Raw genomic sequence first — 19,415 nt, forward strand, 5'->3', positions numbered from 1 at the left:
GCTCGTCTCCCAGCCGCCCGCTCTCGGGTTGAAGTGCACCGAGAGCGCCAAGGGCACCACCCGAAGGAACGAGCACCCGTCGAGCTCACGTGGCCCGCACTGCGACGGAGGCTTCCTCGCGTTCGCGTGCGGGCCGACGATCAGGGTCCACCGGTCACACCTCGGGCCGATGCCGAGACCGGGAGCCCGGTCACGCGACGCAGGACTCGGCGACGTCGAGAACGGCAGCCCAGTCCGAGGCGGTCGCCACCAGTGCGTAGGCGACGTCGCTGGCGGATGCGGAGAGCCCGGGTAGGGGGCGACGACAGCGGCATCGCGGTTGGCCGACAGCGGCATGGAGCAGGTGCAGCCCGACAGGACCTTGCGAGCACACCATCTGGAGAAGCGGGTGGTCCCAGGGGTAGGAGAGCTCACCGATGGCAGCTGCCAGCAGGTGGGTCCTGGCACTCCACTGGTCGCGTCTGAGGAGATGGGCGTAGGCGATGCTCCGCACGGCGTCCGCAAGGGCGGATCGAGCTCCGAGGGTGAACCGAGAGGAGGGGAGCCGCCAGACGACTGCGGAGAGGACGGCATCACCGGTGTCAGGGAGCTGGCCGGTGATGGCAGCCGGAACACCGAGGCGAGTCCAGGTTCGCTCGTGCGACTCCACCGGCAGTGCGGACCAGGACCAAGCCTTCTCGATCCTCTGCGGGGCACCAGCATCGACGGTGATGAGCCGCTCGAGGCCTGCCAGGACCTCGGGCGTGAAGGGGCCGAACGGATGCTGGCCCAGGCCGATGATGCTCAGGAGGTGGTCCCGCTTGCCTGACGGCTCCGACTGGCGGCGGTTCGCGAGTACGTGATCGACGAGCTGCTGCGCGCCGTGCGGTCGTAGGGACGATCCATCGCTCCATGGTGAGCGGGGCATGGGACACGATCCTGGCCGCAGCATGGGGGCGTCGCCGCCCGTGGGCAACCGGTGCTGGCAGCACGGCGTCCGTCCGTCTGTTGAGGGCCAGTGGTCGCAGGACCAGACACGTCGTTTGGGTCGGCAGTGGGTGCTCCGAACGGTGGTCGTGGCGCCGCCCGGCGCCCTGACAACCGAGGAGAGCCATGTCCCTCATCGAGGCGAACCGCGCCCATGTGGGCGAGGCCGCCGCCGTGGAGCCGACAGGTGCAGACCTGTTGATCACCATCGCCGTGGCCGAGAGACCGGGAGCGATCTGGACCGCCGACCAGATCGTCCGAGCAACCGGCCTGTCCATCGTCGACGTGCTCGTCGGTGTGGCCCGCCTGGTCGCGTCGGGGCACATCGAGCGCGTGTCACCCGCTCGCTACCGCCACCCCACCCGCCCGGCGGACAAGCTCGCAGGTCGCATCCGCCGCGACGTGCTCGGCCTACGGGAGTGAGCGAGGGCCCCGCCGACGGCGGGGCCCTCGTGCCGTCCTCACGTCGCCGATCCTGCGATCGCCCGGATGCCGGCGGCGACCTCCTGGGTGGGGCCCTCGATCGTCACCGGCATGGCGTGGATGCGGGCCCACCAGCTTGCCGGCGGGGGAGACCCTGCGATGCGAAAGGCGATGGTCGCGCGACGGCTCGCGAGCGCGGCGTCGATGAGGGCCGAAGGAACCTCAAGGAGGATCAAGCCGTCGCTCGATGCGACGGCGAGGGTGGTCGTGCCGGCGTCACGTGCGGCGAGCAACAGCGCTGCGTCCTCAGGCAGCGAGCTCAAGACGACCGAGTCGATCTCGATCCACAGGGAGATGACGATCGTGTCACGAGGTCCGGCGAGAACGCTCGCAGCGCTGACCTTGGGGGTGGTGGGGGGATGCGGCATGTGAGGCTCCTTCTTCGGGGTGGGAACCTCACGGTCCGGCGTCGGGCTTGGGCCGCATACGACGCGAGGCCGCCCCCGGTGTGGGGGCGGCCTCGGTTCACGTGGTGGATTCGAGGACCAGGGCCTGACAGGCGCGGTCGGCCGTGATGCGAGTGGCTGGGGCGAGTGCCTGAGCCAGGAGCGCGACCCGACGTGCAGCTGGGTCGGGTCCACTGGCCAAGAGGGCCTCGGCGTGGTGGACGAGGCGCAGCCATGCGAGGTTGACGTCGACGATGGCCTCGATGGCGACCGTGGTAGCGGGCTCGGTCGGCGCACCAGTGCTGAGCGCCTCGAGTGACGTCGCCAACCGGGCCATGGTCGGGCGGAGCATGCGCATCACGTCGAGCAGCTCCGCATGCAGCGCAGAGGACGGGGGGGCTGACCCAGCGCCGCCCGGGCCAGCGAGGACCTCGGCAACGTCGAGGTAGGCCCTGGCGATGACCGCCGACGGGCGGTCCGTTTCGTGGTGGTCCACGGGTCTCCTTTCGTCCGGCCGGACGGCCGGCGCGAGGGACCGTGGACGCAGGCGCAGCTGTGCCAACCCCTACAGCGTGAAGACCGCAGGGCGACGGCGCTTGAGGATCTCCTCGCAGAGACGGATGCCTGACAGGTGCCGGTCCCAGCGAGGATCGCCGGAGCTGGGGAGCTGGCGATGGGCGTTGGCAGCGGCGACACCTCGATCGAGGTCGTCCGGCCGCCATGCCTCAACGCGAACAAGTCCCTGTGTCCAGTCGTCGCCAGCCGGCTGGTGCAGGCGCAGGTATCAGGTCAACCGGAGCGTCTCGTCCGCCGTCCGCGGAGGCAGCTGGAGGGTCGCCGTCCGTGACCCAGGAGGCAGCGCCGCCAACGGGCGTTCATCGCCCAGGTACCTCGTCTTGCAGGACTTCACCACCCCGATGCACCTGGCGGTCGGGCGATGGCCGAGGAGGCTGCCGTCGACCACCAAGAGGCCGTCCGACCCCTCGTGTGGGTGGGCCGACACCACTCGACGCTCGAGCTCGGCCCGGACCTCCCTCAGGTGTCGGAGGGCGTCGCGGCGGATGCCGGGCGCATGCAGCGCCGCGGTACGGACGACAGGCACCCCGCCGGGCAGCCCTTCGGCCCACTCGACGTCCTCGTCGGAGCAGACGATCCAGAGCCGCTCCTCCACCTTCAGAGCCTCGCGAGGGATGACAGCCGCGCCTGCGCCGGCCCACAACAGCAGGACAGGTCGCATCGCGCCGCCTCTCGTGCTGGCGCGCCACGTCGCGACCACCTGTGCCTGGCAGCCATCGACCCACACGGTGCGTTGGTCTGCGACGTGCTTCCCGGCGGGGCGCGGCTCACCTGCGCCGCCGACGACCGGCCCGTCCCACATCGGTCGTGCGGCAGGTTCCGCCATCGCAGCGGTCTCGCCGACCCAGGTCATGGAGCGGCAGAACGACCGCAGCTCCACTGCACCAGGGGGTGTCGGCGGAAGGGTGGTCGGTTGCTGGGGCATGCGGGGACCGTGCCGTCGCCGGACCATCCGCGCACTCACCTCGAACGCCCTACGCCGCATCTCGGGCGGCCACTCCAACCCCGCGTGCGATCTCCTACGATCGGGCCCGATGGCACCGAGGCGGGGGGCGAAGCGGGCTGCGCCGGCGAGATCGCTCGAGCAGACGCTGTGGGACGCGGCCGACAAGATGCGCGGCAACCTCGAGGCGGCCGAGTACAAGCACGTCGCCCTCGGACTGGTCTTCCTCAAGTACGTCAGCGACGCGTTCGAGCAGCGCCGCCGGTACTTGGACAAGGCCACCGCCGACGTCGAGTCGGACTACTACATCCCCAACCCTGACCGTCGGCTCGAGATCATCGAGTCCCGCGACGAGTACACCTCGGAGAACGTCTTCTGGGTGCCTGAAGGCGCCCGCTGGGAGTACCTCCAGTCGCAGGCCAAGCAGCCCACCATCGGCGTCCTGCTCGACGCAGCGATGGACGCCATCGAGGGCGAGAACCCCAGCCTCAAGGGCGTGCTGCCCAAGGCCTACGCTCGCGAGGACATCGACAAGCGCCTCCTCGGCGAGCTGGTGGACCTCATCGGTGACATCGGGTTCACCGACACCGACGACCACGGCGCCGACGACGTCCTCGGCCGCGTGTACGAGTACTTCCTCGGCAAGTTCGCTGCCGCTGAGGGTCGCAACGCCGGTGAGTTCTACACACCCCGTTCGATCGTCCGGCTCCTGGTCGAGATGCTCGAGCCGTACAAGGGCCGTGTCTACGACCCCTGCGCCGGCTCGGGCGGAATGTTCGTCCAGTCCAGCGAGTTCGTCGCCGCCCACGGTGGGAGCCAGACCGACATCGCCATCTACGGCCAGGAGTTCGTCGGCACCACCTGGAGGTTGGCCAAGATGAACCTCGCCATCCGGGGCATCGAGGCCAACCTCGGCGAACGCTCGGACGACACCTTCCACCGGGACCACTTCCCGGACCTGCGTGCAGATTTCTGCCTGGCGAACCCCCCTTTCAACAAGGACGACTGGTACTCCGACGCTCTTCGCGACGACGTGCGCTGGGCCTACGGCCTGCCCCCGGCGGGCAACGCCAACTTCGCATGGGTCCAGCACTTCATCCACCACCTCGCACCGAACGGCACCGCCGGGTTCGTCCTGGCCAACGGGTCGCTGTCGTCCAAGCAGTCCGGGGAGGGTGAGATCCGCCGCAAGATCGTCGAGGCGGACCTCGTCGACTGCATCGTCGCGCTGCCGGAGAAGCTCTTCTTCAACACCGGCATCCCCGTGTGCCTGTGGTTCATCGCCAAGAACCGCCACGGCAACGGCCACCGGGCCAGACAAGGCGAGGTGCTGTTCATCGACGCCCGTCAGCTCGGGCGGATGGAGACGCGGACGCTGCGCGTGCTCGACGATGCCGACATCGAGCAGGTCGCCGGCGTCTACCACCGTTGGCGGAGCACGGAGCCAACCGAGCCGTACGCGGACGTGCCGGGGTTCTGCAAGGTCGCCACGCTCGACGAGCTGGAGCAGCACGACTTCGTCCTCACCCCGGGCCGCTACGTCGGCGCCGCAGCGGCTGATGTCGACGACGAGCCGATCGAGGACAAGCTCGTCCGGCTCCGGAAGCAGCTCGTCGAGGAGTTCGAGGAGGCGGATCGTCTTGAGGTCCTCATTCGAGAGCGTCTCGATGGGCTGATCGATGGGGACTGACACCCGTACCGGGGGGAGACAGGCAACCTCTGGTGTCATCGCCGGCGGGGCCGCCATCGCCGTCGGCAAGCCGTCCACTCCCACCGCAGAGGGCTTCAGGTGGGCGGCACTGGCTGAAGTCGCCCGGCTGGAGACAGGTCACACTCCCTCTCGAAGGCACCCGGAGTACTGGGGTGGGGACGTGCCGTGGGTCGGCATCAAGGACGCCACCGCCAACCACGGGCGCACCATCAACTCGACCGTCCAAACGGTCACTCATGAGGGCATCGCCAACTCGTCGGCGCGGGTACTCCCGGCAAACACGGTGTGTCTCTCACGCACAGCTTCAGTCGGCTATGTCGTCGTGATGGGCGTCCCGATGGCCACCAGCCAGGACTTCGTCAACTGGGTCTGTGGACCCGACCTCGACCACCTCTACCTCAAGTTCGTCCTGCAACTGGAGCGCAGCACGCTCCTCCGGTTCGCAAGTGGCACCACACACCAGACCATCTACTTTCCGGAGGCGAAGGCCTTCCACGCACTGCTTCCCAACCTGGCGGAGCAGCGCCGCATCATCGGCGTCTTGGGCAGCATCGACGACAAGATCGAGTCGAACCGGCGGCGAGCCGAGGGCGCCGAGCAGTTGCTCGACCTCTTGGCGTCCGGCGTCGCCAGCATGGGCTCAGTTCCGCTCGGAGAACTCGTCGAGGTCGATAGGAAGTCCTGCAGCCCGGCAGCTCTCGGCGAGACGTTGGTCGACCACTTCAGCCTCCCGGCCTTCGATGCGGACCGGCTGCCCGCCCGCACCGAAGGCGAGTCGATCAAGAGCAACAAGCTCGTGGTCGCGACCGAGAGCGTGCTCGTCTCGCGTCTGAATCCGTCGACGAACCGCACGTGGTTCGCCGTGCCCGATGGTGGGCGCCTCGCCGTGGCGTCGACGGAGTTCATGGTGCTCCGGCCGGCTGCCGGCGTCGGGTTCGGCTCGATCTGGCTCGCAGTGCGGGACCAGCTCTTCAGGTCGGAGCTGGGGCAGCGGGCTACTGGTACCTCCGGCAGCCACCAGCGTGTGCGGCCCGCGGACGTACTGACCATCGAGGTCCCCGACGTCCGAGCCCTTCCTGCGGCGGAGCAGGACGAGGCGCAGGGCCTGCTCCGACTGGCCCATCAGGCACGATCCGAGTCCCGCACCCTCGCCGAGTTGCGCGACGCGTTGCTCCCGGAGCTCCTGTCTGGACGGTTGCGGGTCCCTGAAGCGGAGGAGCTCGCCGAGGTGGCGACGTGACCGACCGGCGAGACGTCGTCGCCGCAGGGCCGAAGGGGTAGCGGGAGTTGGCTGCCGGGGGGATCACCGAGGGGGTCGTGGAGGAGGCGTGCCTCGGCTACTTCCAGGCGCTCGGGTACCAGACGCTTCCTGGCCCGGCGATCGGTCCTGACGGGCCAGCGCCGGAACGAACGTCGTGGGACGACGTGGTGTTGGAGCGACGCCTGCGCGACGCGGTGGCGCGGATCAACCCGGATCTCCCGGCCGGCGCCGTGGACCACGTCGTGACGCGGGTGCGTCGCGCGGAGTCCCAGAGCGCCATCGCCGAGAACGAACGGGTGCACAGGCTGCTCGTGGAGGGGGTGCCGGTCGAGCACCGGGTCGACGGCGCAGTGCGAACGTCACTGGCCTGGCTGGTCGACTGGGAGGACCCGGCCAGCAACGACTGGTTGGCTGTCAACCAGTTCACGGTCGTCGGGTCCAAGACCCGGCGCCCCGATGTCGTGGTCTTCGTGAACGGCCTCCCCCTGGGGCTGATCGAGCTCAAGAACCCCGGAGCCGAGCACGCCACGGTCAAGGGGGCGTGGAACCAGCTACAGACCTACCGCACCGACATCCCGTCGATCTTCACCCCCAACGCGGTGTGCGTCGTCTCCGACGGCATGGGCGCGATGATGGGCTCGTTCTGCGCGGGATGGGAGCACTACGCCCCGTGGAAGACCGTCGACGGTCGAGAGGTGGTCACCGACCGACCGCCGCTCGAGGTGCTCATCCGTGGCGTCTTCGAGCCTGCGCGCTTCCTCGACCTCGTGCGGAGCTTCGTCGTGTTCAGCGACGAGCCGTCGGGCTTGGTGAAGCGGGTGGCCAAGTACCACCAGTACTGGGCGGTGAACGCCGCCGTGGAGTCGACCATCGAAGCGTCCGGACCCGACGGCGACCGACGGGGCGGGGTGGTCTGGCACACGCAGGGCTCGGGCAAGTCGATCGAGATGCTCCTCTACGCCGCCAAGATGATGCGGTCGGCGACGATGGGCAACCCGACCCTGGTGATGATCACCGACCGCAACGATCTGGACGACCAGCTCTTCGCCGAGGTGTTCGCACCGGCCCGGATCCTGCCCGAGACCCCGAAGCAGGCCGTGTCTCGCGCCGACATGCGCTCGCTGCTCGATCGATCCTCGGGCGGGATCATCTTCACCACGATCCAGAAGTTCGCTCCGGACGAGAAGGGCGACCCCCACCCACTGCTGACGGATCGCCGCAACGTCGTGGTCATCGCCGACGAGGCCCACCGCTCGCAGTACGACTTCCTCGACGGGTACGCCCGGCACCTCCGCGATGCGCTGCCGAACGCCACCTACCTCGGCTTCACAGGCACGCCCATCGAGTCGACGGACCGGTCGACCCGCCAGGTCTTCGGCGACTACATCGACATCTACGACCTCACTCGTGCCGTCGAGGATGGGGCCACGGTTCGGATCTTCTACGAGTCCCGCCTCGCCAAGGTGAGCTTGCCCGAGGACGTTCGCGACGCGATCGACGACGAGGTCGACGACGTCACGGAGGGCACCGAGGCCGAGGCGGTCGAGCGGGCCAAGACCCGCTGGGCGCGACTCGAGGCCGTCGTCGGATCGGACGAGAGGCTCGACTCCATCGCCGCAGACATCGTCGACCACTGGGAGGCCCGCCGATCAGACCTCCTCGGCAAGGCGATGGTCGTCGGCATGAGCCGACGGATCTGCGTCGAGCTCTACGAGCGGATCGTCGCGCTGCGACCCGAGTGGCACGACCCGGACCCGGAGTCGGGCCGGATCAAGGTGGTGATGACCGGGTCGGCCGCGGACCCGCCCGAGTACCAGCCTCATCTGCACACCAAGGAGGTCCTGCGTTCCATCAAGGCCAGGGCGAAGGACCCCGGCGACCAGCTCGAGCTGGTCATCGTGCGCGACATGTGGCTGACAGGGTTCGACTCACCCGCCCTGCACACCATGTACGTCGACAAGCCGATGCAGGGCGCCGGGCTGATGCAGGCCATCGCCCGAGTCAACCGGACGTTCCGCGACAAGCCCGGCGGCCTCATCGTCGACTACATCGGCATCGCCCCGAACCTCCGCCGGGCCCTTGCGGAGTACTCCCCGTCCGACCGGGACCAGGCCGGCGTCCCGATCGAGCAGATGGTCGCGGTGATGCTCGAGAAGCACGACGTGGTGAGCGCCATGCTCCACGGCGTCGCCTGGTCGTCGGACCCCGACCTGCCTGCGGACCAGCGCCTAGCGCACCTCTGGAACGTCATGGACTTCGTGCTCGCCGAGCCGGAGCGCAAGGCGCGCTACCTCGATCAGGTCCTCGCCCTCACGAAGGCGTTCGCGCTCAGTGGCACCCGCGACGAGGCGATGGCGATTCGCGACGACGTCAAGCTCTTCGCCGACGTCCGCGCCGCGATCGCAAAGCTCGACCACCAAGGAGACGGAGGGGGTCAGTCCGGGAGTACAGAGCTCGACACGGCCATCGCCCAGCTGGTGTCCGAGGCCGTCGTGTCCGAGGGGGTCATCGACGTCTACGCCGCAGCCGGCATCGACAGGCCGGAGCTGTCGATCCTCTCCGACGAGTTCCTCGACGGCCTGGTGCGAGCAGAGCGCCCGAACCTCCAGCTCGAGCTCCTTCGCCGGCTGCTCGACGACGAGATCCGGTCGCAGAAGCGCACCAACCTCGTGCAGTCCCGGCGGTTCTCCGAGCTCCTCGACGAGGTCATCAACCGCTACACCAACCGGGCGCTCTCGACGGCGGAGATCATCGCGGCTCTGGTCGAGCTGGCGAAGGAGATCCGCGACTCCAACGCCCGGGCCGGCGACCTGGGGCTGGCGGACGATGAGCTGGCGTTCTACGACGCCGTGTGCCAGAACGACTCGGCCATCCTCGGGATGGGCGACGAGACCCTCAAGACGATCGCTCGTGCGTTGGTGAAGGCCGTCCGTGAGTCGGCCACCATCGACTGGAGCCTGAAGGAGTCGGTGCAGGCTGGGCTGCGTGCCAAGGTCAAGCGCCTGCTCGCCCGCTACGACTACCCGCCCGACAAGGAAGAGCGAGCGATCGAGCTCGTGCTCGAGCAGGCGCAGCTGCTCGCAGCCGTCGCGTGACACGGCAGTGAGCATCGCGCCTCTCGGTCTCACGAACGCCTATGGAGGACCTGAAGGGAGACCATCGACATGGCAAGCGAGATGGTGTTCACCGTCGCGGGCACCGACGCCGTCGCGGCCACACCGATCGGCCTCGCCGAAGCCGGGCTGAAGGAGCGCGAGCACCTGCAGGAGTGGGTGCTGCAGCACCCACAGATCCTGGGCGACGACGTCAAGGTGATCAGCTTCGAGTTCGGCCGCTGGACCGGCAGCGGCGGGGGCCTGGAACGAGACCGCCTCGACGTCCTGGGCCTCGACACCGAGGGCCGGCTCGTCGTCGTCGAGCTCAAGCGTGACAAGGCGCCCGACACCGTCGACATGCAGGCGCTCAAGTACGCAGCGCTGGTGTCGCGCTTCACCCGCGAGGACCTCGACAAGGTCCACGCCCAGTACCTCAGCCGCCTGCGCGGTGAGGCCCTCACCCCGGACGAGGCCGGCGCCGAGCTCGACGACTGGGCCACGGTCACCGAGGACAGCCTCCGAGTTCCCCGGCTGATCCTCATGGCCTCGTCCTTCCCTCGGACGGTCACAGCCACGGTCGTCTTCCTGCATCAGCAGCTCGGCCTCGACGTCCGCCTCCTCGCGTTCCAGGCCTACAAGACGGCAACCGACGTGCTCCTGACGGTCTCTCAGCACTACCCGCCTCCAGACGTCGAGGAGTTCGTGCTCTCGCCCGAGGTCAACGAGGCGCGCCAGCAGCGCACGGCCAAGCAGACCAAGAAGCGCGAGGCCACTGCGGTGTCCCGGCTACTCGGCGCCGAGGCTCTCGAGCCTGGTGCGCCGCTGGAGTTCCGCTCTCCGATAGGGGCGGTGAACGCCGAGGTGGCGGAGTGGATCGCCGAGGACCCTCGGCGCGGTCGAGCAGCGTGGCAGGAGGACCTGGCCAAGCCGCTGGTGTGGGAGTTCGACGGGCAGCCGTACTCGCCCACCGGCCTCGCTGCGCTCATCCTCGAGGAGGCCGCCGGTCGAACCCAGGCGATACAGGGGCCGGCGTGCTGGTTCGACCAGGACGGCGCCTCACTCGTCGAGCTGGCCAAGGCCATCCCGGCCGGCTCCGAGGTGCCCCTCGAAGTCCACCTGGCCAAGCTGAACGATGGCCTGCGACCGGTGTTCGACGCCGTCGACGCGGCCATCCTCGCTCTCGGCTCGGACGTCACCCGCCAGTCCCGGGTCAAGAGCATCAAGTACTACGGCCAGCGCAAGCTCGCGGACCTGCTCATCCACAACGACCACCTCAGCCTCTACATCCGAGGCCTCACCACCGAACCCGCCGATCCGCAGTCGCTGATCGCCCGGTACGAGCCCGGCAAGTACCTCCACGCCAAGGTCTCCGCCGTCGACGACGTTGTTGCGCTCGTTGAGCTCTTGCGGCCCGCCTACACCAGCGAGGTGGCGACGACGAGGGCCGCCCCGCTGACGCCCTGACGGCGCGAAAGTCGTGCTTGGCCGGGGTACTGCGGCCGACCGCGCGGATCACGACCCGCTGGTGTGAGCGTACGAGTTCGAGCCGTGTTCAGCGGAACGGCCAGGCCGTGTCACCGGCCGATGTGATGGCCGAGACCATGGCAGCAATAGCATGTTCCTTGATCGCGGGAGATGGGCGCTGAGACGTAGCCCCGTCCTGAGCATCGACGGCACTCCCCGAACTTGCTGCGTCGCCCACATCGCTGGAGCCCCCACACGTCTCGCTCCAGGTCGAAATCCGCGGGCGCGTCCGATCCCGAAAAGTCGCGCGCCACGTCTGCTTTCAGTCGAGCTAAGCGCTCGTCGTGGCTTTCCTCTTCTTCTTCTCCCTTGGACGGCATTGTCTACGACGAGAACGACCTGGCGACCTCACGCATAACTGACCTCGACCCACCTGCCCCAGCCTCGTCGAGCCTGTCCAGCAGGAAGTACATGAACCTGAACTGCATCTGAACGACCAACCCGATCTCGTCGAGACCGGCTGAAGCCGCCTTCCCCACCAAGTCGCTTCCTCCACTCGGCCCGGCGTGGGAGAGACGGAACCGGCCTTCGAACACGCTGTTCATCAGCTGAACAAAGTCGGCCCCCAACGGACCACCCGGCGAGCCTGGCCAAGCGCCGAGAGCCACGCGGGCATACTCGGCAAGGTTTGGCGGCAGGCTGGTGAAGAAGGTCTGGAGGCCGTCGGTGAAGGCGGCTAGGAAGCCGTACCGGTCGGACGCTCCGGGGTTGGACTGTGCAAGCAATCCGCAGTACTGCGCGAACTTGTCGATGTCGCTGTCCGCGACCGACTCGAGCCCGAGCCGAGTCACTTCCATCATCGTGTCGCGCTTTCTTGCGATGGGATCCATCGACGCACCTCCCCTAGGCGCCGCCACGGTACCAGTGCCTCCGCAAGGGGGCTTTCACGGGCTCCGGTCGCTCGCTGGGTCGCCGAGCGATACGACTGAATCGAGCCGCGACCATGCGTCGCCTCGGACGGGTTGATGTAATCCTCGTCGACTTCGCGTGGGTCGTCGGCGATTCCCGCCCTCGATGCGGCCACGTGTGGCCCACCCGGAGGGGTGTGCGGGCGGTCTCTGTCCGCAACGTGGTTCGCAGGCCCTGCGGCAGGGCCCGATCGATCGCACGTGCACTGACGAAGGTCCCGGCCGGGTCGGGCGGTACCAACGACTCACCAGTCACGTGCTGAGCAGCGTCTGGCGCTCCGGCTGCGGTCCTACCTGCGTGCCGTCTTTCGCACCTTGGCCGGTCTGACGGTCGCGTACTTGTTGCCAGCTCGTCGTACGAGTCCAGCTTGTTCGAGCCGACGCAGGACCGCGTAGGTGTGGGTCCTGTCCTGTGCCGGCAGCAGGCTCGCCAGCCGACCCGCCGTCATGGGCCCCTCCCGGTGCAGTGTCCGGAGGATCGCTGAGTAGACCTCATGAGGCACGCCTGGACGTGGAGCTGGAGGCCCACCAGGGCGCTTCCGGCCCGAGGAGCGGAAGCCGCGACCTTTCGGCCCCTCACCAACGACGTCCCCGCCAGTGACCAGGCGAACCCTTCGCACAGCGGCATCGTAGGGCTAACGCCCTGCCAGCCGCCTCGGCACCTACGGCGTTCCCGCAGGTGCGCAGACCCGCACCGTCAGCCTCCAGTCGCCCAGCCGAACAGCGACCCCCGCCTCGGCGAGGCGCTCGGCTGAGAGCACGGCATGGTCGATGTCGCCGCGTTCCTTCCGGTTGTGTCTGGGGCCGCCTGTCGGCCTGGCCATGCGCGGGGTTCCCCGGCCAAACCGCCCGTCAGCCGGTCAGCGAACTCTGCAGTTCCTTGCGTAGCTCCTCGAGGGCGACCGGGCGCCCCGCCATGCCAGCGAGCAGACCGTCCAGAGGCCACTCGACCAGCACGGCCTGGCGGGCGAATAGGAGAGCCACCGACGCGATGCCGTGCACGTCGTCGCGGTCCAACAGTGTGTAGGCGACAAGCTGGCGAAGATCACGGGCCCGCAGCGACGGCGAGGTCGTCGCCTTCACCGCGACCAGGAGGCCGTCCGAGGTGACGTAGTCGCCGTCAGCGCGGACCGGTTTACCGACGAACGCCACCGGGGCGGTGCCGCCCCGTGCGACGTGGCCTTCGACGATCGAACGGCAGTGGCGCGTGACGGCGACGACGTCGTCGCGCCAGGCCGGCTCGGCGAGGTCGGCGATGGACCTGGCCGTTCGCATTCGGTCGGTCGCGGCCTCGTCGACCTGGCCGGAGCGGTACTCCTGGTCGGCGACACCAGCGACCCATGCGACAGCGGCGGCGACGTCGGGCGCCACCTCCCGAACGGGGGTGGCTGCGGCGGCGAAGAACGCGTCGCGCACGGCTTCGTCGCCGACCCAGAACGCGGCCGGTGATAGGTGGGCGCCAGCCAGCTCGAACCCTTCGCCGGGTCCGAACTCCCAGCAGATGCGCGTCGAGATGGCGTGCCCGAGCAGCGACAGGGGCGGATGGGTGTCCCGGTCGGGCGCGACTGTCGTGGCCCCGGCGAGTGCAGCGCGGACCTTCGGGCGGGCCATTGCGAGGCTGAAGTTCCTGGACCCCCGCTGGGGCCAGGAGCGGATGATCGCCGCCTTGGCCGGTGTCAAGGCTGAGGACGTCGGGCCTTCCCGGCTAGCGCTGGCGGCCCGCCGGGGAGCGCCAGTCCCGTCGCTTCTCCGAGATCCTCGACCAGGTCATCAACCGCTACACCAACCAGGCCCTGTCGGCAGCCGAGGTCATCGCCGCCCTCGTGGGACTCGCCAGAGACATGCGCGACGCCAAGCCCGCGCCGGCGATCTCGGTCCTCGCCGGGAACGAGCTGGCCTTCTACGACTCCGTCTGCGAGAACGACTCGGCCATCCTCGAGATGGTCGACGACATCCTCAGGGCATCGCATCGTCAGACGCAGTCGCAGGAGCCCGACAGCGACTTCTGCATCCGGCAGCCCGGACACACCTCACGGATCGGAGCTGGAGCCGCCTTCGCCCTTGCAGCGCGCACCCGAGGTGGCAGCTGCGGTGACCCCCCATCGGCCGGCATCTCAGCGCCGAAGTGTCGGTAGCACTCCCAGCGCGTCTGAGCAGCGTGACGTTGCAGGTCGTCGGGGGTGGTCCCCTCAGCTGCGAACACCGGGTCGCTGTAGCCCTGTCCGACGGTGTGGTCGGTCGTCGTCACCACCAAGGAGGTCAGCAGCGGCTCCCCTGCGGGCTGCGACGCCGCCAAAGGGTTCAGGATCTTGCCGATCCAGTTCTGGAGCAGCGACCGCGTGCGCACCCCAGTCACTTCTTGGACGTGCTCGGCGAGCTCCTTGTAGGTGACGAACGCGCCGTACTCGGTCGCCTTGTCCCGGAGGTACCGGTCAGCCGCGTCGACCCACCCGTCAAGTGCCTCGTCCCACGACACCCGCGACCCGTCCGAGACCCTCCACGTGCCCGGCTCGTCGTCGACCATCCAGCCCTCCTCGTCTTGGGAGCGACCCTAGTTCCGGGGCGGCACGTCCGAATCGTGTCCGGGTGCGCCCGACCCGGGCTGTCCCAGCACCGCAAGGACGCCGTCTTCTCCGGCGATGCGCCAAATCTGCCGGGACTCGCCCTCGCCTTCAAGCAGGCCGTTGCTCCACCGCTTCTCGGTCCGCAACCCTCGGGACCAGAACAGCGTGAGCCGCACCCGCCCCCGTGTCAGCTCGTCGCTGATCGCGCCGTGGGATGTCCTCTCGGTCGCACGTGCCCATCCGTGGGCATCGGCGACAGAGAGGACGTCGTCTCGCCGGTCGTGTCGAGCCTGGGTCACCCGCCGATCGTAGGATCACGTCCCCGCCCCGAACGGGGCGGGGACGCGTGCGGCGACCCGGCGTGTCTGCTGACAGCCGAGTCGCCGCAGGCTCACACGGCAGCGGCAGCGGCATCGAGCTCGGGGCGCAGGGTCCACCAGAACAGGTTGTCCTCACGCACCTCGCCGGTGGCGACGACGTGCCACCACATCGTCGAGCCGTCGGGCCGGGTGGAGGTCGCGTAGTCGGGGTCCACGATGGCCAACCCGTCAGCGAGGCGCCGCCCGAGACGGCCCATGGCGAGGTTGGCCCCCCCGTGGGCGTCGAAGCCGAGGTGCTCGGCGAGCATCCCCGCCGTGGCGGAGTTGTTGGGGAACGCCCGGAAGGCCTTGAGGAGGTTCCGGTCGTGTCCGGTGAGCTCCACGACCTCGAGGACCTGCCGCCAGGTGTCGACGGCGTCCCCCGGCGTCGAGGTCGCTGCGCTGACGGTGCGGTCTGCCCGGGCGGTGACCGCGTCACGGAAGAGCCGCACAGCGATCGGGTTGCTGGTGACACCCAGGGCCTGCCCATCGGCGGTCTTGTCCCCGCCGATCCACAGCGGCCGGCGGCCGACGCGACGGAACCGGGACCCGATCGCACGGAAGACCGGCGAGGCGGTGGTCCCCTCGGGGTACCCGGCGTTGGCCACCAAGAGGTTGGTCGGCGACCCGGGCTCGCTGACGACGCCGTGGAGGACATCGAGCTGGTTGTCGCTCAGGTCGTTGACGAGCCAGTGCATGGCGGCGACGTCGTCGTCGGTGTCCTCCCAGTCGGGCAGGTCCCAGGCGTCCTTGGGGCCATCGCTCGAACCGAACGGAGGCGTGTAGCTCCCGGTCGGCGCAGTGGCGTCGATGCTGTCGAGGTAGCGCTGCACGGTTGCCTGCACACCGGGGGCGTGCTTGGCCAGCACGACCAGGCGCAGCTCGACGAGGTCGTCGGGGTTGGTGGAGTTGAGGTTCACGGGGAGCCCTTCACAGGATCAGACGATGTGGCAGTCCTGATTATGTGAGGCCATACGCCCCGCTGTCAAGCACATAATCACACGATCCACCTTCCGTGATGCCTGCTCTCCACCTGTCCGCCGGTGGCGAGCGACTCCATCAACGCAAGACCGGGCCGCACTTGGCTGATTCACCCGGCCCGAGGACCTCGACGCCTGCCGTGCGCTCTGGTTCCTCTGGAGGCGAAGGGGTGTCCCGGGGCGGGCGTACCGTCGGCCAGATGTCGCAGAGCGATGGTTGCCCCGACGGCGCAAGCCTGGACGGTGGTGAGGAACCGACGCCGGACGCGCCGGTCGACCTGACGCGCGCGTTCAAAGGCCAGGTCGGACCCGAGGCCGCCTCAGGCAGTGCAAGTCCCCCCTCGCCCACCAGACCAGAGCGTTCAGCTCGGAGGGTCCCCGTGCCCAACGGCCGGGGGCCGGGGTGTCGCCCCCTTTGTCACAGGGCCTCGCGGCTGCCGTGCCGGGGACCGTGCCCGCCCGTCGAGGCCCACGGCTCGCAGCTCCGTGGTTGACTGGTGCGCTTGGACGGTTCGGGCGCCGGCAGGAGGGTGCCGCGGGTGGCGCGGCGACGCCGGGTGCTCGTCGGTGCCGCCGACATCCTGGTGGCGACGACCATCGTGGCGGTCGTGGCCGGCGCCGTCGTGGTGGTCGTGCGCCAACGCAGCGACGACGGTGCCGCCGCGGCCATCGCGGCGTGGGCGACCGACCGGGGCTCGGAGAGGGTGGCGTGGCCGCCGGAGCGGCGCGCCGCGGTGCCGGCCCTGCTCGCGTCCGGCGTCGTCCCGGTCCTGATCGACGCGGCCGCGCCCCCGCAGCAGTACGCCGTCGCCCGGACAGAGGTGGTGGTCACGAGGGTCGGGGAACCGGCGCCGGACCTCGTCGTGGAGTCGCATCGGGAGGGAGACCTGGTCGCGCACCGGGTCGACCTGGAGGAGGCCGGGACGGTCCCGCTCGAGGTGGGCGACACGGTCTCGGAGGAGATCTCCCGTCCCTATCGCTACGCGCCCCTGCGGCCGAGCACGTCCGTGCCACCCGGTGACGCGCTGGAACGAGAGCTCCACCTGGCGCCGGGCCGGTACGAGGTCGCGGTCGAGGCCTACGTGGGCATCGAGGACGATGACGCGACCACCTCCATCGTCGTCGTCCTCGTGCCCGCAGGAGGGGACCTCGTCGCCGACGGTGGCCAGGTGGGTCGGGTCGTCGAGGAGCCCCTCGTGGTCGAGCTCGTCATCCCCGAGGGGACCGGGCCGGGCACCCGCCTGGGCATCGGGCCCCTGGGCGACAGCGGCACGCCCACCCTGCTCGTCCACGGCTGGTCGGTGACCCGGGTGGCCGACCGGTGATCGAATGCCCCGCGGTGCGCCGGAGCGACCTCCTGCTCTTCGTCGCCGCCGCGCTGGTGCTGGTCGCGCTGTCGTCGGTGACGGCGTGGCGGCTGGACTACGCCCCGGACGAGACCTCCCACCTGACCGTGGTGGAGGTCGTCGCCGACGAACGGCGTCCGCTCACGTGGGAGGACACGCGGTACGGAGCGGACCGGGGCCACGCCTACCACCTCTACTCGCCGGTGGCCTACCTCCCCTACGTCCCGGCTCGGTGGGTCGCCGAGGCCGTCGGGCCCCTGGAGGGAGCAGCCCACCCGGACCGCGTGGTCGTCAGGTTCGGAGCCTGGTCGATCGCCGTGGCCCAGCTGGCGGCGACCTGGAGCCTCGTCCGGCGCGTCCTGCGCACCTCCTCGGCCCGCCTGGCCCTCGCCGTCGCCGTCGCCGTCAACCTGGTGCCGCAGCTGCGCTACATGCACGCCTACATCACCACCGACGGGATGACGGTCCTCGCCGCGACCGTCGCCGTGGCGGTCTCGGCGCGCGTGCTGCAGAGGCCGAGGGCCGAGGTCGTCGACGGGCTCCTGTGCGGGTTGGCGATCGCCCTGTGCGCGCACGTCCGCTACAACGCGCTCATCGTCGGCGCTGTGACGCTGCTGGCCCTGGCGTGGCGAGCGGCGCGCGCCGCCCAGCCATGGAGGCCTCGGCTGCGACCGCTCGGCGTCGCCCTCGCCGTCGCCCTCGTCCTGTCCGCACCGTTCCACCTGTGGGTGTACGAGGAGCAGGCCAACCGCCACGTGACCGCGAGCACTACGCACGAGCAGCTCCGGGAGTCGACGTTCCTCGGCCACCTCACCGAGGACGTCTCGACCGCCGAGCTGATCCGCATCCGCGGGGCCGAGGTCGACGAGGTCGGGGAGGGGATGTGGTTGCGCTTCCAGCGCTACCACAAGATCTCGGCCGCGATCTGGCGCGTGCTCGCCGTGCTCACGGTCCTCGGGGTCGTCGCCGCGCTCGCGTCCCGTCAGCTGACGCGAGCGATCAAGGTGCTGACCATCGTCCTCGTCGTCGCGTTCTTCGTGACCTGGGTCGCGATGGCGGCCCAGTGGCCGTTCACCGCCCATGGTCGGTTCCTGCTCCCCGTCGGTCTGCCCATCGTCGCCATCGCCGCATCCGGGTACACCGCCCTGCTGGGTGAACGGTCTCGGATCCCCGCCGTGGTCGTCCCGGCCGCGGTTGCTGCCGGGCTCGGCTCGCTCCTGCTCGACGGGATCCGCGCCCTCCGCTGAGGGCCTGCCCGAGGCGCGACGAAGGGTGGGCCAGCGGTGCCTGGCCCACCCTCCGCCCACCGCGGGCTGTCTGCTCAGCCGCGGGCGCTGGGGACCGGCTCGTCGACCGCCCCCCGGTCCTCGACGGTGACCGCTCCGGGGTAGCGGATGTTCTCGACCATGTCCTGGATGTGGTCCTCGGGGTCGGCGGTGAGCGTCGACACCACCAGGATCACCAGCATGTTGAGGGTGCCGCAGACCACGCCGATCCCGGCGGCGCTGATGCCGAACCACGGCTCCATGCCGCCGTAGATCACGAACCACATGTAGGTGGCCGCCGTGGTCAGCCCGACCAGCATCCCGCTCACCGCCCCGGCGGTGGTGGCCTTCTTCCAGAAGATCCCGAGCACGATCACGGGGAAGCTGGCGGCGGTCAACCCGAACGCCAGCGCCACCACCTGGGCCACGAAGCCCGGCGGGTTCACCCCGAAGTAGCCGGCGACGACCACGGCGGCGGCCATGACGATGCGCCCGACCATCAGGCGCTGGACCTCGGTCGCGTCGGGCCGGAAGCGCTTGTAGTACACGTCGTGGCTGATCGCCGAGGAGATCACCAGGAGCAGGCCCGAGGCGGTCGAAAGGGCGGCGGCCAGGCCACCGGCCGCCACCAGGCCGACGACCGGTGCCGGCAGACCGGCGACCTCGGGGTTGGCCAGCACCATGATGTCCTGGTCGATGGTGAGCTCGTTGGTGCCCTCGTCGGGCGTGTACTGGACCACGCCGTCGCCGTTGCGATCGTCGATGGTCAGCAGACCCGTCTCGCTCCAGTTGTCCACCCACGTGGGCAGCGCGCCCACCTCGCGGTCGGCGATGGTGTCGAAGACGTTGTACTTGGCGAACACGCCCACCGCCGGGGCGGTGAGGTAGAGCAGACCGATGAACGTGAGGGCCCACACCGCCGACCAGCGGGCGGCCCGCACGTGGCGGACCGTGTAGAAGCGCACGATCACGTGGGGCAGCCCGGCGGTGCCCCCCATGAGGGTCGCCGTCACCAGGTACACGTTCAGCATCCGGTGGCGGCACCACC

General features: G+C 69.6%; 17 protein-coding genes and 1 pseudogene. 8 read left to right on the plus strand and 10 right to left on the minus strand.

Annotated elements, in window-relative coordinates; genetic code table 11:
- Positions 1-190: 190 nt before the first annotated feature.
- The gene (locus tag HC251_RS00515; protein ID WP_219943376.1) at positions 191-907 is read right to left on the minus strand and encodes a hypothetical protein; all 717 of its coding nucleotides are present in this window, start codon (positions 905-907) and stop codon (positions 191-193) included.
- Positions 908-1,092: 185 nt separating this feature from the next.
- Here HC251_RS00515 and HC251_RS00520 point away from each other — a divergent pair, with 185 nt between their 5' ends.
- Positions 1,093-1,389 (plus strand): hypothetical protein, encoded by a 297-nt coding sequence (locus HC251_RS00520; protein WP_219943377.1) that lies wholly within the window; start codon positions 1,093-1,095, stop codon positions 1,387-1,389.
- Between the two features lie 38 nt (positions 1,390-1,427).
- Here HC251_RS00520 and HC251_RS00525 read toward each other — a convergent pair whose 3' ends face one another.
- The 3 genes from HC251_RS00525 to HC251_RS00535 form a co-directional block, all read right to left on the minus strand.
- A complete protein-coding gene (locus tag HC251_RS00525) occupies positions 1,428-1,817 on the minus strand; it encodes a hypothetical protein (RefSeq protein ID WP_219943378.1) in 390 nt (129 codons plus the stop codon).
- 97 nt (positions 1,818-1,914) lie between these two features.
- Complete coding sequence (locus HC251_RS00530) at positions 1,915-2,331, minus strand: hypothetical protein (protein WP_219943379.1); 417 nt, start codon at positions 2,329-2,331, stop codon at positions 1,915-1,917.
- A 288-nt stretch (positions 2,332-2,619) separates the two neighbouring features.
- Positions 2,620-3,006 (minus strand): hypothetical protein, encoded by a 387-nt coding sequence (locus HC251_RS00535; protein WP_219943380.1) that lies wholly within the window; start codon positions 3,004-3,006, stop codon positions 2,620-2,622.
- Positions 3,007-3,445: 439 nt separating this feature from the next.
- Here HC251_RS00535 and HC251_RS00540 point away from each other — a divergent pair, with 439 nt between their 5' ends.
- The 4 genes from HC251_RS00540 to HC251_RS00555 all read left to right on the plus strand — a co-directional run bounded on the left by HC251_RS00540 (position 3,446) and on the right by HC251_RS00555 (position 10,885).
- The gene (locus HC251_RS00540) at positions 3,446-5,044 is read left to right on the plus strand and encodes a class I SAM-dependent DNA methyltransferase (RefSeq protein ID WP_219943381.1); all 1,599 of its coding nucleotides are present in this window, start codon (positions 3,446-3,448) and stop codon (positions 5,042-5,044) included.
- The gene (locus HC251_RS00545) at positions 5,034-6,305 is read left to right on the plus strand and encodes a restriction endonuclease subunit S (RefSeq protein WP_219943382.1); all 1,272 of its coding nucleotides are present in this window, start codon (positions 5,034-5,036) and stop codon (positions 6,303-6,305) included. Before HC251_RS00540 ends, HC251_RS00545 begins: the two co-directional genes overlap by 11 nt.
- A gap of 47 nt (positions 6,306-6,352) precedes the next feature.
- Positions 6,353-9,421 carry a type I restriction endonuclease subunit R gene (locus HC251_RS00550; RefSeq protein WP_219943383.1) on the plus strand — a complete coding sequence of 1,023 codons (3,069 nt, stop codon included), beginning with the start codon at positions 6,353-6,355 and terminating at the stop codon, positions 9,419-9,421.
- A gap of 69 nt (positions 9,422-9,490) precedes the next feature.
- Positions 9,491-10,885: a DUF5655 domain-containing protein gene (locus HC251_RS00555; protein ID WP_219943384.1), complete on the plus strand. Its 1,395-nt coding sequence runs from the start codon at positions 9,491-9,493 to the stop codon at positions 10,883-10,885.
- Between the two features lie 383 nt (positions 10,886-11,268).
- Here HC251_RS00555 and HC251_RS00560 read toward each other — a convergent pair whose 3' ends face one another.
- The 3 genes from HC251_RS00560 to HC251_RS00570 form a co-directional block, all read right to left on the minus strand.
- Entirely contained in the window at positions 11,269-11,775 is a 507-nt protein-coding gene (locus HC251_RS00560; protein WP_219943385.1) for a hypothetical protein, read from the minus strand.
- 368 nt (positions 11,776-12,143) lie between these two features.
- Positions 12,144-12,473, minus strand: a complete 330-nt coding sequence (locus HC251_RS26140; protein ID WP_370651268.1) for a MarR family transcriptional regulator — start codon at positions 12,471-12,473, stop codon at positions 12,144-12,146.
- A 232-nt stretch (positions 12,474-12,705) separates the two neighbouring features.
- Positions 12,706-13,464: a hypothetical protein gene (locus HC251_RS00570; RefSeq protein WP_219943387.1), complete on the minus strand. Its 759-nt coding sequence runs from the start codon at positions 13,462-13,464 to the stop codon at positions 12,706-12,708.
- 134 nt (positions 13,465-13,598) lie between these two features.
- On the opposite strand from HC251_RS00570, the pseudogene HC251_RS26145 reads away from it, so the two are divergent.
- A pseudogene (locus tag HC251_RS26145) lies at positions 13,599-13,805 on the plus strand (type I restriction enzyme endonuclease domain-containing protein); the annotation flags it as partial.
- Between the two features lie 20 nt (positions 13,806-13,825).
- Here the strand turns inward: HC251_RS26145 and HC251_RS25365 are convergent.
- Positions 13,826-14,377 (minus strand): hypothetical protein, encoded by a 552-nt coding sequence (locus tag HC251_RS25365; RefSeq protein ID WP_255566554.1) that lies wholly within the window; start codon positions 14,375-14,377, stop codon positions 13,826-13,828.
- 431 nt (positions 14,378-14,808) lie between these two features.
- Entirely contained in the window at positions 14,809-15,696 is an 888-nt protein-coding gene (locus HC251_RS00580) for a hypothetical protein (protein WP_219943388.1), read from the minus strand.
- Between the two features lie 599 nt (positions 15,697-16,295).
- Here HC251_RS00580 and HC251_RS00585 point away from each other — a divergent pair.
- Positions 16,296-17,081 carry a hypothetical protein gene (locus HC251_RS00585; RefSeq protein WP_219943389.1) on the plus strand — a complete coding sequence of 262 codons (786 nt, stop codon included), beginning with the start codon at positions 16,296-16,298 and terminating at the stop codon, positions 17,079-17,081.
- Between the two features lie 14 nt (positions 17,082-17,095).
- The gene (locus HC251_RS00590) at positions 17,096-18,349 is read left to right on the plus strand and encodes a glycosyltransferase family 39 protein (RefSeq protein ID WP_219943390.1); all 1,254 of its coding nucleotides are present in this window, start codon (positions 17,096-17,098) and stop codon (positions 18,347-18,349) included.
- 74 nt (positions 18,350-18,423) lie between these two features.
- On the opposite strand, the gene HC251_RS00595 is transcribed toward HC251_RS00590, so the two are convergent.
- Positions 18,424-19,398: a VC_2705 family sodium/solute symporter gene (locus HC251_RS00595; protein WP_219943391.1), complete on the minus strand. Its 975-nt coding sequence runs from the start codon at positions 19,396-19,398 to the stop codon at positions 18,424-18,426.
- Positions 19,399-19,415 lie beyond the last annotated feature (17 nt).

It is taken from the genome of Iamia sp. SCSIO 61187 (genome assembly GCF_019443745.1).
Lineage (GTDB): Bacteria > Actinomycetota > Acidimicrobiia > Acidimicrobiales > Iamiaceae > Iamia.

Excerpts from the sequence above, each read along its gene's own strand:
- HC251_RS00515 (WP_219943376.1), bottom strand. The coding sequence starts at position 907 with ATGCCCCGCTCACCATGGAGCGATGGATCGTCCCTACGACCGCACGGC.
- HC251_RS00520 (WP_219943377.1), top strand. The coding sequence starts at position 1,093 with ATGTCCCTCATCGAGGCGAACCGCGCCCATGTGGGCGAGGCCGCCGCC.
- HC251_RS00525 (WP_219943378.1), bottom strand. The coding sequence starts at position 1,817 with ATGCCGCATCCCCCCACCACCCCCAAGGTCAGCGCTGCGAGCGTTCTC.
- HC251_RS00540 (WP_219943381.1), top strand. The coding sequence starts at position 3,446 with ATGGCACCGAGGCGGGGGGCGAAGCGGGCTGCGCCGGCGAGATCGCTC.
- HC251_RS00545 (WP_219943382.1), top strand. The coding sequence starts at position 5,034 with ATGGGGACTGACACCCGTACCGGGGGGAGACAGGCAACCTCTGGTGTC.
- HC251_RS00555 (WP_219943384.1), top strand. The coding sequence starts at position 9,491 with ATGGCAAGCGAGATGGTGTTCACCGTCGCGGGCACCGACGCCGTCGCG.
- HC251_RS00560 (WP_219943385.1), bottom strand. The coding sequence starts at position 11,775 with ATGGATCCCATCGCAAGAAAGCGCGACACGATGATGGAAGTGACTCGG.
- HC251_RS00570 (WP_219943387.1), bottom strand. The coding sequence starts at position 13,464 with ATGGCCCGCCCGAAGGTCCGCGCTGCACTCGCCGGGGCCACGACAGTC.
- HC251_RS25365 (WP_255566554.1), bottom strand. The coding sequence starts at position 14,377 with ATGGTCGACGACGAGCCGGGCACGTGGAGGGTCTCGGACGGGTCGCGG.
- HC251_RS00595 (WP_219943391.1), bottom strand. The coding sequence starts at position 19,398 with ATGCTGAACGTGTACCTGGTGACGGCGACCCTCATGGGGGGCACCGCC.